Annotated in this window: 14 protein-coding genes; 11 read left to right on the top strand and 3 right to left on the bottom strand. The window is 64.3% G+C overall.

From position 1 onward, the window contains the following. Window positions 1-126 precede the first annotated feature (126 nt). Entirely contained in the window at window positions 127-1,986 is a 1,860-nt protein-coding gene (locus D2V17_RS05440; protein WP_119592080.1) for a GGDEF domain-containing protein, read from the top strand. 87 nt (window positions 1,987-2,073) lie between these two features. Then, complete coding sequence (nadB, locus tag D2V17_RS05435) at window positions 2,074-3,654, top strand: L-aspartate oxidase (RefSeq protein WP_119592079.1); 1,581 nt, start codon at window positions 2,074-2,076, stop codon at window positions 3,652-3,654. A gap of 8 nt (window positions 3,655-3,662) precedes the next feature. On the opposite strand, the gene D2V17_RS05430 is transcribed toward nadB, so the two are convergent. After that, window positions 3,663-3,941 carry a hypothetical protein gene (locus D2V17_RS05430; protein ID WP_119592078.1) on the bottom strand — a complete coding sequence of 93 codons (279 nt, stop codon included), beginning with the start codon at window positions 3,939-3,941 and terminating at the stop codon, window positions 3,663-3,665. Between the two features lie 492 nt (window positions 3,942-4,433). Here D2V17_RS05430 and D2V17_RS05425 point away from each other — a divergent pair, with 492 nt between their 5' ends. The 3 genes from D2V17_RS05425 (at window position 4,434) to D2V17_RS05415 (ending at window position 8,230) form a co-directional block, all read left to right on the top strand. Further along, window positions 4,434-6,473, top strand: a complete 2,040-nt coding sequence (locus D2V17_RS05425; protein WP_119592077.1) for a ribonucleoside-diphosphate reductase subunit alpha — start codon at window positions 4,434-4,436, stop codon at window positions 6,471-6,473. A gap of 260 nt (window positions 6,474-6,733) precedes the next feature. Further along, window positions 6,734-7,033 carry a hypothetical protein gene (locus D2V17_RS05420; RefSeq protein ID WP_119592076.1) on the top strand — a complete coding sequence of 100 codons (300 nt, stop codon included), beginning with the start codon at window positions 6,734-6,736 and terminating at the stop codon, window positions 7,031-7,033. Window positions 7,034-7,165: 132 nt separating this feature from the next. After that, complete coding sequence (locus D2V17_RS05415; RefSeq protein ID WP_119592075.1) at window positions 7,166-8,230, top strand: ribonucleotide-diphosphate reductase subunit beta; 1,065 nt, start codon at window positions 7,166-7,168, stop codon at window positions 8,228-8,230. Between the two features lie 154 nt (window positions 8,231-8,384). Here the strand turns inward: D2V17_RS05415 and D2V17_RS05410 are convergent, their stop codons facing one another. Next, window positions 8,385-8,744 (bottom strand): endonuclease domain-containing protein, encoded by a 360-nt coding sequence (locus D2V17_RS05410; RefSeq protein ID WP_119592074.1) that lies wholly within the window; start codon window positions 8,742-8,744, stop codon window positions 8,385-8,387. Window positions 8,745-8,998: 254 nt separating this feature from the next. On the opposite strand from D2V17_RS05410, the gene D2V17_RS05405 reads away from it, so the two are divergent. The 4 genes from D2V17_RS05405 to D2V17_RS05395 all read left to right on the top strand — a co-directional run bounded on the left by D2V17_RS05405 (window position 8,999) and on the right by D2V17_RS05395 (window position 10,281). Beyond that, on the top strand, window positions 8,999-9,253 hold the full coding sequence (locus tag D2V17_RS05405) for a YjhX family toxin (RefSeq protein WP_119592073.1): 255 nt from the start codon (window positions 8,999-9,001) through the stop codon (window positions 9,251-9,253). Between the two features lie 93 nt (window positions 9,254-9,346). Continuing rightward, a complete protein-coding gene (locus D2V17_RS05400) occupies window positions 9,347-9,595 on the top strand; it encodes a hypothetical protein (protein WP_119592072.1) in 249 nt (82 codons plus the stop codon). 202 nt (window positions 9,596-9,797) lie between these two features. Beyond that, window positions 9,798-9,944 carry a hypothetical protein gene (locus D2V17_RS21235; protein ID WP_191229084.1) on the top strand — a complete coding sequence of 49 codons (147 nt, stop codon included), beginning with the start codon at window positions 9,798-9,800 and terminating at the stop codon, window positions 9,942-9,944. A gap of 100 nt (window positions 9,945-10,044) precedes the next feature. Beyond that, the gene (locus D2V17_RS05395) at window positions 10,045-10,281 is read left to right on the top strand and encodes a hypothetical protein (RefSeq protein ID WP_119592071.1); all 237 of its coding nucleotides are present in this window, start codon (window positions 10,045-10,047) and stop codon (window positions 10,279-10,281) included. 7 nt (window positions 10,282-10,288) lie between these two features. Here the strand turns inward: D2V17_RS05395 and D2V17_RS05390 are convergent, their stop codons facing one another. Next, window positions 10,289-10,840, bottom strand: a complete 552-nt coding sequence (locus D2V17_RS05390) for a thermonuclease family protein (RefSeq protein ID WP_245978554.1) — start codon at window positions 10,838-10,840, stop codon at window positions 10,289-10,291. Between the two features lie 92 nt (window positions 10,841-10,932). Between D2V17_RS05390 and argB the strand changes: the two genes are divergently transcribed. Together argB and D2V17_RS05380 are read left to right on the top strand one after the other, a co-directional pair. Further along, the gene (argB, locus tag D2V17_RS05385) at window positions 10,933-11,832 is read left to right on the top strand and encodes an acetylglutamate kinase (RefSeq protein ID WP_119592070.1); all 900 of its coding nucleotides are present in this window, start codon (window positions 10,933-10,935) and stop codon (window positions 11,830-11,832) included. A gap of 101 nt (window positions 11,833-11,933) precedes the next feature. Further along, window positions 11,934-12,227 (top strand): YggT family protein, encoded by a 294-nt coding sequence (locus tag D2V17_RS05380; protein ID WP_119592069.1) that lies wholly within the window; start codon window positions 11,934-11,936, stop codon window positions 12,225-12,227. Window positions 12,228-12,343 lie beyond the last annotated feature (116 nt).

Here is a 12,343-nt window from a genome sequence, read left to right as displayed (position 1 = left end):
CACGCGAAGGCACGAGGTCGCGGTACCCATAACGGGAATAACGATTGGTAAAGGCCTGTCTCGTACGCCCACCATGTGCGAGAACAGGCCCCTTCTTGTCCTGCGCCGCTTCGGCGAGGCCTCCGCGTGTTCGCCGCCGGGATCGCGGTGGCCTGCACTTTGCAAAGCGCTGAGGCGGCGGCCCGCTGTGTCGGCAGCGAGGATCCTGCGATCACCCGGGTGGAGATCGAGATCGGGCGCGATCCTGTGGCTGCGGTAAGCTATATCGCCAGGGAAATCGCCGAAACCGATCCGGCCAGCAAGCTCCGCATCGCCGAGCTCTATGCGGCGCAAACCATTGCCCTTGCGATGACCGGAAAAACTGTCTCGGACGCCAGAGAACAGGCGCGCCGTGCCGCCGCATCTCTCGCATCTTCCGAGCAGCTGCGGCTGTTTCTGCGCCTCGATGGGGTCGGCGAGATGGAGGATCGGGGCGAAGCCTTGCAGATGCTCGAAGCGCTGGAGCGCGAGTTCCATGCCTTGCCATCGGGCAGCACTGCCAAAATCTGTCGCGCCATCGATTTTGCCTATTACTTTTCCGAGCTGGACCGGCCGCGTGAGGCATTTGCCTTTGCCGCGCAGGCCTATCGCAACAGCGCCGGCAAGCGGATGTCTGCCCCCAGAGCACAGGCGGCCTCGATGCTCGGCTATTTCGTCTCGCAGGGCTACGACTTCGCCTATGCCGAGCAGCTCCATTCCGAAGCGCTCAAGATCGAGCTGGCGCTGGGGATGAGCGATCTTGCCGCGAACGATCTGTTCCTGCGTGGTTCGGTCGAACTTTCTGCCGGCGACTGGGATCGCGCGCTGCGCGATTTCAGCGCTTCGGCGGATCAGGCGCGCCATGTCGGCAATGCCTATGCGGTCGCCTATGCGCAGCTTGGCACCTGTCGCGCTGCGCTGGAGGGCGAGGCTCTCGCGCAAGCCATTCCGGCTTGCGAACAGGCTTACGCGGCCCTGACCGAGGAAGGGGAACCCATGCGGTTTTCGGTCACTGCCCTGATGGCCAGATTGCTCGGCGAACGGGGTGATGCCGCCGGTGTGCTGCGCTTGCTCGATCCGCTGATTGCCAACGAATCCGCAACCGCACAGCAGGACGACCTGGTCATGGCTCTGGACACGCGTGCCCAGGCCCTCGCCGCGCTGAACCGGAATGGCGAGGCCTATGCCGATTTGCGCAGGGCCCGCCAAGTGGCGGACGCTTTTTACAAGTCGGAGCTGCAAAGCGGGATAACCGCTATGCGGGCGCGTTTCCAAACGGAGGAACTGCAAGGCAACCTCGCCGAAGAGCAACGCAGGAGCGAAGCGCGGCTATGGCTGGCCAGCGTGGTCATTGCCGGGGCGGTCATCATCTTTTCGTTGCTGGGCGCGATCGTCTTCATCCTGCTGCGCCATCGGCGCCGGTTCCGCCATCTCGCCATGACCGACCCGCTGACCGGTCTGTGCAATCGCCGGGCCACGCTGGAAATGGCCGACGAGGCGCTGCGCCATTCCAGCCTTGCCGCGCCGCGCGCCTCGCTGGCGCTGATCGACATCGACCACTTCAAGGCCTGCAACGACAGGTTCGGTCACGATGCGGGCGATCAGGTGCTGAGCGTGTTTGCGCGCATTGTCGAAGGCAATGTGCGGCCCGGCGATGTGGTCGGTCGCTGGGGCGGGGAGGAGTTTCTCCTGATCGCGCCGGGCGCGAAGGCGCACGAGGCGGCGCGCATCGTCGAGCGGATTCGCGAGGCTGCCGAGCAGGAGCGGTTCGATTTCTCCGCCGACTACCGGCTCCGGTTCAGCGCGGGGGTCGCCCGGCTGGACGAGGCGGAGCGGATGGACGAATGTATCACGCTCGCCGACCGGCGGCTCTATCGCGCGAAGGAACGCGGTCGCAATCAGACCTGCATGGCCGGCGAGGAAGAAGGCTCGGTGGCCGTCGCCGACGAAATCTTCGATCCGGCCTGAGCCGATGCGGCGTGCGGGGCTGCCCAGCGACGAAAAACTTGCCTGACCTCACTTGCCGAGCTTCAAAGCTCGGGCCATGACGCCACGATGACATCGCACGACGTCCTCATCATCGGCTCGGGCGCCGCCGGCCTTACTGCCGCGCTCACGCTTGCAACGAAGCTCAAGGTGCTGGTGCTGGCCAAGGGCAAGCTCACCAGCGGCTCCACCGCCTGGGCGCAGGGCGGGATCGCCGCCGTGCTCGATGCGGGCGATACCTTCGAGGACCATATCCGCGACACCATGGTGGCGGGCGCGGGCCTCAACGACCGCGAGACGGTCGAATTCGTGATCTCGCACGCGCCCGAGGCGATCGACCGGCTGTGCGAGCTGGGCGTGCCGTTCAACCGTGAGAGCGACCACCTTCACCTCACCCGCGAGGGCGGGCACTCGCACCGCCGGATCGTCCATGTCGACGACGCCACCGGCTGGGCGGTGCAGGCTGCACTGCTCAAGGCGGCGGAGGAAAATCCCAACATCACCCTGCTGCCCAACCAGACCTGCGTCGAGCTGATCACCGGGCGGCACGAGGAGCGCTATTCGGGCTCGGGCCGGGTCTGGGGTGCCTATGCGCTCGACACCACGACGGGCAAGGTCGTCGCCCATACCGCCCGCGCAACGGTGCTGGCGAGCGGTGGGGCGGGGCGCGTCTACCAGTTTTCGACCGCCCCGCGCGGCGCCACCGGCGACGGCATCGCCATGGCCTGGCGGGCGGGCGCGCGCGTCTCCAACATGGAGATGATGCAGTTCCACCCGACCTGCCTCTACAACCTCGAAATCAAGAACTTCCTCATCACCGAGGCCGTGCGCGGCGAGGGCGGGCATCTGCTCCACCCCGAGACCGGCCACCGCTTCATGGTCGACTACGACCCCGAGCGGATGGAACTGGCGCCTCGTGACGTCGTGGCAAGGGCCATCGACGATCAGATCAAGCGCTACGGGCTCGACTATGTCCATCTCGACATCAGCCACCAGCCGCCCGAATTCGTGATGGAGCATTTCCCCACCATCTACGACAAGCTCGAAACGCTCGGCATCGACATGACCAAAGAGCCGATCCCGGTGGTGCCCGCGCAGCACTATACCTGCGGCGGGATCGTGATCGACCTCGATGGCCGCACCGATCTGCCGGGGCTCTATGCTGCGGGCGAATGCACCGAGAGCGGGCTGCACGGGGCGAACCGGCTGGCGTCGAACTCCCTGCTCGAATGCTTCGTGTTCGGCGATGCCGCCGCGCGCGACATCCTTGCGCGGTGGGACAGCTTCGAGGCCGTCCCGCCGATCAGCGGCTGGGACGAAAGCCGCGTTACCGATTCGGATGAAGAGGTGGTGATCAAGCAGAACTGGACCGAGATCCGCCGCTTCATGTGGAACTACGTCGGCATCGTGCGCACCACCAAGCGGCTCGAACGCGCGGCGCACCGGATCAAGCTGCTGCACACCGAGGTGGAGGACTATTACGGCCACTTCACGGTCACCACCGATCTCGTCGAACTGCGCAACCTGCTGCAATGCGCGGACCTGATCGTGCAAAGCGCCCTGAAGCGGCATGAAAGCCGGGGCTTGCACTATATCCTCGACTATCCCGAGACCGCGCCCTTGCCGGTCGATACGGTACTGGTGCCCTAGGCGGGCGATCAGTCGCCCATCATCAGCAGCAGGAACCAGCTGAGCAGGGTGCCGCCGAGGAACAGATACCAGCTCCAGTAGAGCTTCATGGCGATCCCCAGCTCGGGGATGTTGACATGAAACGGCTCGACGGCGAGCATGCCGCCGGTGGCCCCGCCCGAGCCCATGAACAGGGCCACGATCAGGCTCAGGAAAATGCCGAAGGGTATGGCCTTGAACAAGGCAATCATCGTCTCGTTCTCCTGCGGTGCGGCACGGCGCTTGCGCGGCTGACAGGGCTCGCGCATAGTGCAAACACGGTTAAGGAATCCCTACCTGCGCAGCTTTGTTGCGGGGCTCGATTCGAAAGAAATGCAAGGCCGAAACGGCGCAGATATTTTTCCTCAACTGCGTTTTAGGTCTTGCACAGGACGCGACCCGAGGAGGGACCACGCGTCGCAGTGTGTTGGTCATATAAAACACCTTGTGGAGATCTGGTCAGTTCGGCTCAAAACCGGGTTTGCCCTATTGCGCCTTTGCGCGCACCGATTCACTAAGGGTTGTGGTCGAAGGGCCAGTGACACCTACTAGACCTAGTTTTCCCCCTGCGCAGCCCCACTTGGCAGACGAGGGGCGATTCGATGGCAGGAGGTGGGCGCTGGCTGGCAGGATCGCAGGGCACGGGTGACGGAAACGGGCGGCATGACGATTGCTGCTTGTCCGGAACATGTGTGGAACATATCATATGCGGCAGCGGCCTCGTCCGGTGTTGCAACGCAGGGGCCGGGAGCAAGACGCAAATGGAATTTCGCAACACCGACGAGGCGAACTTGGCACTTGATGAGACGACGGGCGCAGCCGCTGGCGCGCCCAAGGAAAAGGGCAAAAAGGCAGTGACGATGGACCGCAAGGACCAGGGCAGCGAACAGCTGGTGGACGCCGAGGCCGTTTCCGGCGCAGTGGCCGGTGCGATGGCCGGTGCGGCCGTGGCCGCAGCCGAGGCGGCCAAGCCCGATTCCAAGACCGTCAATCCGCGCCGGTTCACGATTGCCACCGACGCGGCGCGCGACGCGAACCTGACCGATTTCGGCAAGGAAACGCTGAAGGATCGCTATCTCCTCCCGAACGAGACCTATCAGGATCTGTTCGCGCGCGTGGCCGATGCCTATTCGGACGATCAGGACCACGCCCAGCGCATCTACGACTATATCTCGAACCTGTGGTTCATGCCCGCCACCCCCGTGCTCTCGAACGGCGGCACCGGGCGCGGCTTGCCCATTTCGTGCTATCTGAACTCGGTGTCGGACAGCCTCGAAGGCATCGTCAACACCTGGAATGAGAACGTGTGGCTGGCCTCGAAGGGCGGCGGCATCGGCACCTATTGGGGCAATGTGCGCGGCATCGGTGAGCCGGTCGGCCTCAACGGTAAGACCAGCGGCATCATCCCCTTCGTGCGCGTGATGGACTCGCTCACGCTGGCGATCTCGCAGGGCTCGCTGCGGCGCGGCTCGGCGGCCTGCTACATCGACGTGCACCACCCGGAAATCGAGGAGTTCCTCGAAATCCGCAAGACCAGCGGCGACTTCAACCGCAAGGCCTTGAACCTGCACCACGGCGTGCTCCTCACCGATAAGTTCATGGAAGCCGTGCGCGCGGGCGAGGACTTTGAACTGCTGAGCCCGAAGGACGGCTCGGTGCGCGGCAAGGTCAATGCCCGCTCGCTGTTCCAGAAGCTGGTCGAGGTGCGGCTGGCCACGGGTGAGCCTTACATCGTCTTCTCCGACACGGTGAACCGGATGATGCCCAAGCATCACCGCGAGCTGGGGCTCAAGGTTTCGACCTCGAACCTGTGCTCGGAAATCACGCTGCCCACCGGGATCGACCACCTCGGCAACGACCGCACGGCGGTCTGCTGCCTGTCCTCGCTCAACCTTGAGAAGTGGGACGAGTGGAACGGCGACAAGCGCTTCATCGAGGACGTGATGCGCTTCCTCGACAACGTGCTGCAGGACTACATCGACCGCGCGCCCGACGAGATGGCCCGCGCCAAGTATTCGGCGGCGCGCGAGCGGTCGGTCGGCATGGGCGTGATGGGTTTCCACTCGTTCCTGCAGATGAAGGGCATTGGCATGGAAAGCGCCATGGCCAAGGCGTGGAACCTCAAGATGTTCAAGCACATCAACGCCAAGGCCAACGAGGCCTCGCTGATGCTGGCGCAGGAGCGTGGGCCTTGCCCCGACGCGGCCGAAGTGGGCGCGATGGAGCGGTTCAGCTGCAAGATGGCGATCGCGCCGACGGCCTCGATCAGCATCATCTGCGGCGGCACCTCGGCCTGTATCGAGCCGATCCCCGCCAACATCTACACCCACAAGACGCTCTCGGGCAGCTTCGTGGTGAAGAACCCGTACCTTGAAAAGGTGCTCGACAAGAAGAGCAAGAACTCCACCAACGTGTGGAACTCGATCCTTGAGAAGAACGGCTCGGTCCAGCACCTCGACTTCCTCACGGCGGAAGAGAAGAACACCTTCAAGACCAGCTTCGAGATCGACCAGCGCTGGCTGCTCGAATTCGCGGCCGACCGCGCGCCGTTCATCGATCAGGCGCAGTCGCTGAACCTGTTCATCCCCGCCGATGTCGACAAGTGGGATCTGATGATGCTGCACTTCCAGGCCTGGGAGAAGGGCATCAAGTCGCTGTACTATCTGCGCTCGAAGTCGGTGCAGCGCGCCGGGTTCGCGGGCGGGGTCGAGGCCGACAACACGCCCGATGCGCAGAAGTTCGAACTCAGCGCGCAGGGTGGCGGCCAGACCGACTACGAGGAATGCCTCGCCTGCCAGTAAGGCGAGACCGAAGCGGAAAATCAGGCGGCGGCGGGTCCAGTGGGACGCGCCGCCGTTTTCGTATCTGCTCCACCTCGCTCCCCTCCCCTTGGGGAGGGGTTGGGGGTGGGGGCTCAACGCTGGTGTCGAACCCCCATCCCAACCCTTCCCCGCAGGGGAAGGGCTTTGTGGGTCGATGCTATGTCATCCCGCTTTAGGCCATCTACCGCCGGGGCCACGCAAGCCGGTGTTAACCGCCCGCCGGTTATGCTGGGATCACCATGACACCGCGCGCGAAACGATTTCCGACGCATCACGGCTATGGCGAGGTGAAGGTCTCGCGCTACTTGGCGCTGTTTCTCGTGCTGCTCGGATGGAGCGCGCTCGGGGTCTATCTCTGCTCCACGGCCCTCTGGCCCTCGGCCTGCACGCCCGACGATCTGTTCGAGGTCTATGCCTGCTCGATGCACCTGCCCGAGAGCGGCCATTGGCGCGAAGCGGCCCTGCTCACGTGGCTGTGGGGCACCCCGATCATGACCGTGCTCGAACTGTCGCGCCGGCTGGGCCGCCCGAAAATCTAGCCGCGCTGCCCGCCGCCCTCGGGCACCTGCGCCGAGGCGACTCTTATCCCCGCCGAAATGCCCTCGCGGTGCTTCGAAAATGGGTGCACAATCGCTATATCGGCTGTTCGCGCTGATCACCGGAGATACCAGATGTCGTTGCTCGAAGCCCGCAAGACCTACAAGCCGTTCGAATACCCCTGGGCCTACGAGTTCTGGAAGCGACAGCAGCAGGTCCACTGGATGCCCGAGGAAGTGCCGCTCGGCGAGGACTGCCGCGACTGGGCGCAGAACCTCACCGAGCACGAGCGCAACCTGCTCACGCAGATCTTCCGTTTCTTCACCCAGGCCGACGTCGAGGTGCAGGATTGCTACCACGAGAAATACGGCCGCGTGTTCAAGCCGACCGAGGTCAAGATGATGCTGGCCTCCTTCTCGAATATGGAGACGATCCACATTGCCGCCTATTCGCACCTGCTTGACACCATCGGCATGCCCGAAAGCGAATATGGCATGTTCCTCGAATACGAGGAGATGAAGGCCAAGCACGACTATCTGCAGGAATTCGGCGTCGATTCGGACGAGGACATCGCGCGCACGCTGGCGATGTTCGGCGGCTTCACCGAGGGGTTGCAGCTGTTCGCCTCCTTCGCGATGCTGATGAACTTCCCGCGCTTCAACAAGATGAAGGGCATGGGGCAGATCGTGAGCTGGTCGGTGCGCGACGAGAGCCTGCACTGCGAGGGCATCACCCGCCTGTTCCACGCCTTCTGCGCCGAGCGCGACTGCCTGACCAAGGCGGTGAAGGAAGACATCATGGACATGTGCCAGAAGACGGTGAGGCTGGAAGACGCCTTCATCGACCTCGCCTTCGAGCAGGGCCCGGTGCCCGGCATGACGGCGAAGGAGATCAAGAAATATATCCGCTACATCGCCGACTGGCGTCTGGGCCAGCTGGGCCTGCCCGCGATCTACATGATCGACGAGCACCCGCTGCCGTGGCTGACCCCGCTGCTGAACGGGGTGGAGCACGCGAACTTCTTCGAAACCCGCGCGACCGAATATTCGAAGGGCGCGACCAAGGGCAACTGGCAGGACGTCTGGGCGAGCTTCGACAAGCGCCAGAACGCGAAGGCCGTCGCTGCGAACGAGGGCGAGGAAGACGCCGGGCCGGATATGTTCGGTGAGGTTTCCGGCGGGAGCGTGGCGGCGGAGTAGTCGCCTCCCCTCCCGCTTGCGGGAGGGGCCGGGGGTGGGCATGGAGCCGCAAGGCTCCACCGCGACCTTAAACAGGCGTCGCCCCAGCCCACCCAGCTGCGACTAGCGAGCAAGCTCGCAAGTCTCGCTTCCCTCCCGCAGGCGGGAGGGAGTGTCAGCCCTGTTTTTTCAGGCCTTGCACTTCTTTCCTGATCGCCATGACCACCCCTTCGGCATTCTCCAGCACGTCCCGATTTGTGAACCGCAGCACCCGGTAGCCTTCCGCTGCCATCCATGCATCGCGCCCCGCATCTGCCTCGGGCCGGAAATCGTGGCTGAACCCGTCAAGTTCCACCACCAGCTTTAATTCACGGCACAGGAAGTCGGCGAAGAACGGTCCGACCGGCATCTGCCGACTGAACTTCGCTCCGGCCTGACTGCGCGCCAAATGTTGCCACAACAAGCGTTCGGCAGGCGTGGCCTCGCGCCGTAACGTCCGGGCTCGATCAGTGTTGCGGCGTTTCCAATCAGGCACATGGGGGAGAATGGAGCTGCCTCCTGCGCTTGGCAAGGCGCCAAGGCCCCTCGTCAAATCGCTAGAGACACGGCCCCGCTCCTGTGCCAAAAGCCGCTTCACAGGAATTTATGACAGAGATTGTGATCCGCTAACGGACGGTGCCAGCCTGATCGGCTGGTGAAGCGTCCCATTCGCCGGGTGGGCAAATTGCTCGCCTGAACGCGCGCGCAGCGATGCTTGCGCGCGCTTGTTCGCGAACACGGATCACTTCCATGAATATATCCAAGAAAGAACAGCGCACGCTCCATGCGTTGGCGCAAGGGGGCAAGATCACTGTCCTCAAGCAAGGTAGCAAGATCGTCGTAGCGGAATGCTATACGCGCGACGGCTTTCACCTCGTTGATTGCGAGCTCGAAACATTCAATCGGCTTCGTCGCCGGGGGTTTATTGTGAGCAACGGTGGCAAGCCTTACCGGATCACAAGGTCCGGGCTCGCTGCTGTCCGCGCACAACTCGACAATCGGTGAGTTGACCAAAAGGGGCGGAGGTTTGCAATTCAGCTGCCTCCGCCTTCCCGACACCCACCAAACCTTAACCCTCCGCATGCCATACCCGCCGCCATGTTCGGCAAGTACCAGGCAGTCTTTCGCAGCCGCTGGCGGGCCCTGCTCTGGGCGGGTGGGGTCTGCCTGACCGCCTATTGCACCGTCCCCCATGCGGGCGACCCCTCCGCGAAAAACGACGCCGACGCTCAGGCCGAGCAGCAGGCGGTCGCCGCGCTGGTCGAGGCGGCGGGCGGCCCGGCGCAGGACAAGCCCACAAAACACGTCAATCCCTGGGCCAAACAGCCCGCCTCCGAGCAGCGCTGAGCCCCGCGCCGCACGAACCCAACCCCCGTTCGCCCTGAGCTTGTCGAAGGGCCGTCCTTCTCTTCCCGCCTCCCGCGCGGTCGCAAGGGAAAGCAGTCCTCAGGCAGGCTCAGGACGAACGGATGGTAAGTCCCTGCAATTCGCGCTCCGCTGGAACCTCTGCCCGCCTGACGAATTGAAAGGTCAGGAAAGGAGTAAACCGATGACTGACGCCAAGCACGAAACCACCGAAGAAGATCGCCGCAAGGAACTCAAAGTCCTGCTCGACAAGGTCGCCGCCCATCCCGAGCACGACCTGACCGCCGAACGCGAGCGCATCGCCGTGCTCAAGCAGGTGCTCACCGCCTGAGCCACCGTGCCCGCTCGTCGGTTGCACATTGCACTGGCCAGTCGCGCGCCGGGCGGGCATCATAGGCGCAGTGCCCCGTGAACGTTTCAAGGAGACTACCATGCGCCCTATTCCCGCCCGCACCGCCGCCGTTCTTGCGCTTGCCGGGGCCTTCGCGCTCGCCGCTTGCCAGAAGGAAGAGGCCGCCGAGCCGACCACCGAAGTCGAAACCGTGGACCTGAGCGGCGGCGAACTGATCGCCACCCCGGCGGATGAGGAAGCGGTCGGTGTCGACCTGCCCGAAACGCCGATGACCCCGGTCGACAGCGCGGTGGAAACATCGGCACCTGCCGAATAAGTCAGGGTCAGGCGCACCAGTTCCGGCGGCGCCCGGTCCACTCTTCAGCCAATCCCTCGGCGACGAGCGTGTCGCCGAGGCTTTTCCCGTTGCGCACGGCGATGCGCAGCTTGCGGCCATATCGGTCCTCGTCGGGGCCGTCGCGTTCGAGCACGAAGGGGCCGCTGTTGAGCAGGGTAACCAGCCGTGCGGTCGCCCTTTCGCCGAGTTCGCTTTCAAAAGCGCAGCCGGGTTTGCTGATCTCGGGCGTATTGATGTCGGCGAGGCGTATCTTCGTGCCCTCGACCCACAAGGTATCGCCATCGACGACGCAGGTGTAGCGGACCCGGCCCGAGCAACGCGCGAACTGCGCATCGATGCCGGGAGACAGGGAGGCGGGGACAAGGATCTCTGTGGCGATACTGTCTTCAAGCGGTATCGTCAGCACGGCGCAAAAGGCCGCGAGCGGCAGCCCCACCAGCACGAAGGGGAACCAGCCTTGGCGGGATCGCTTGCCGCGCGCCGGTTTGCCGTTCCGCATGAAATGCACATTGCCCATCGCGCCACGATGGCGGAGCACGGGTCAACAAGTCCCTAACGGAGCCATCAGGGCGTGCGACGACAGTCCGATCGGTCTAGGCTTTGCCCTTCGGACCGGCTAAGGCCCGCGCCATGAACCAGACCACCGAAAAACAGATGCTCGCCAAGGCCGAGACGCTGATCGAGGCGCTGCCCTACTTCCAGCGCTATGCCGGGCGCAGCTTCGTGGTGAAATATGGCGGCCACGCGATGGGCAACCCCGAGGCCGCGCGCGATTTCGCCGAGGACATCGTGCTGCTCAAAGCCGTGGGCATCAACCCGGTGGTGGTCCACGGCGGCGGCCCGCAGATCGGCGCCATGCTCAAGAAACTCGGTGTGGAAAGCGAGTTCGTCGGCGGCCTGCGCGTCACCGATCAGCAGACCGCTTCGGTGGCCGAAATGGTCCTCTCGGGCGCGATCAACAAGGAGCTGGTGAGCTGGATCAACCGCGCCGGCGGCACCGCCATTGGCCTCTCCGGCAAGGACGGCAAGATGGTGCGGGCCGAAAAGGTCAGCCGCACGGTGAAAGACCCCGACAGCCAGATCGAACAGGCGGTCGACCTCGGTTTCGTGGGCGAGCCCAAGGATGTCGACACCACGGTGCTCAACACGCTGAGCGCGGCGGGGATGATCCCGATCATCGCCCCCATCGCCACCGACGGCCACGGCCAGACCTACAACATCAACGCCGACACCATGGCGGGCGCGATCGCGGCGGCGCTGGGCGCGGCGCGGCTGTTCCTGCTGACCGACGTTCCCGGCGTGCTCGACAAGGAGGGCAAGCTGCTCACCGACCTGCGCCCCTCCGACATTGCGCGGCTGGAGGATCAGGGCATCATCACCGGCGGCATGATCCCGAAGCTGGAGACCTGCGTGCAGGCGGTCGAATCGGGCTGCGAGGCGGCGGTGATCCTCGACGGGCGGGTGCCGCATGCGATGCTGCTCGAATTTTTCACCAGCCGCGGGGCGGGCACGCTGGTCAGCAAGGGCTGAGGGCGGGGTTGCGCCACGCGCATCCCGTGTTACTCAGTTGATACACCTCGCCCGAACGCCTAGATTGCGCGGCGGGACGCAAACATAAAGGGTATTCGCCAGTGTTGCTTCTGACCTTGTCGCAGATCGTCGGCTATCTGATTTCGATCGTCATCTTTCTGGTGATCGTACAGTTCGTTCTCAGTCTGCTGATGGCCTTCAACGTGGTCAACACCTCGAACGATTTCGTGGTGGCGATCTATCGCGCGGTGAACGCGCTGCTCGATCCGCTGCTCGGGCCGATCCGCAAGATCATGCCGAACACGGGCGCGATCGACTTCTCGCCGCTGGTGCTGATCGTGGGGCTGCGGGTGCTCGACATCGTGCTCACCAACGCGGCCATGGCGACGCTCTGACATCATGCTGATGCGCGCCGTTCTTGCCGCCGGATGCCTCGCCATGCTGGCGGGCTGCGCGAGCGAGGGGCAGCAGCGGCGCACCGCCCAGGCGAAACTGGCCGAGCGGGTGCTGG

Source organism: Aurantiacibacter xanthus, from assembly GCF_003584015.1.
GTDB classification, from domain to species: domain Bacteria; phylum Pseudomonadota; class Alphaproteobacteria; order Sphingomonadales; family Sphingomonadaceae; genus Alteraurantiacibacter; species Alteraurantiacibacter xanthus.
This window is presented reverse-complemented; position numbering and strand designations above follow the sequence as displayed.

Bases quoted from the DNA above. Each gene is read 5' to 3' on its own strand.
- argB (WP_119592070.1), top strand. From the start codon at position 10,933: ATGAACCAGACCACCGAAAAACAGATGCTCGCCAAGGCCGAGACGCTG.
- D2V17_RS05405 (WP_119592073.1), top strand. From the start codon at position 8,999: ATGAATATATCCAAGAAAGAACAGCGCACGCTCCATGCGTTGGCGCAA.
- D2V17_RS21235 (WP_191229084.1), top strand. From the start codon at position 9,798: ATGACTGACGCCAAGCACGAAACCACCGAAGAAGATCGCCGCAAGGAA.
- D2V17_RS05400 (WP_119592072.1), top strand. From the start codon at position 9,347: ATGTTCGGCAAGTACCAGGCAGTCTTTCGCAGCCGCTGGCGGGCCCTG.
- D2V17_RS05395 (WP_119592071.1), top strand. From the start codon at position 10,045: ATGCGCCCTATTCCCGCCCGCACCGCCGCCGTTCTTGCGCTTGCCGGG.
- nadB (WP_119592079.1), top strand. From the start codon at position 2,074: ATGACATCGCACGACGTCCTCATCATCGGCTCGGGCGCCGCCGGCCTT.
- D2V17_RS05415 (WP_119592075.1), top strand. From the start codon at position 7,166: ATGTCGTTGCTCGAAGCCCGCAAGACCTACAAGCCGTTCGAATACCCC.
- D2V17_RS05425 (WP_119592077.1), top strand. From the start codon at position 4,434: ATGGAATTTCGCAACACCGACGAGGCGAACTTGGCACTTGATGAGACG.
- D2V17_RS05430 (WP_119592078.1), bottom strand. From the start codon at position 3,941: ATGCGCGAGCCCTGTCAGCCGCGCAAGCGCCGTGCCGCACCGCAGGAG.
- D2V17_RS05420 (WP_119592076.1), top strand. From the start codon at position 6,734: ATGACACCGCGCGCGAAACGATTTCCGACGCATCACGGCTATGGCGAG.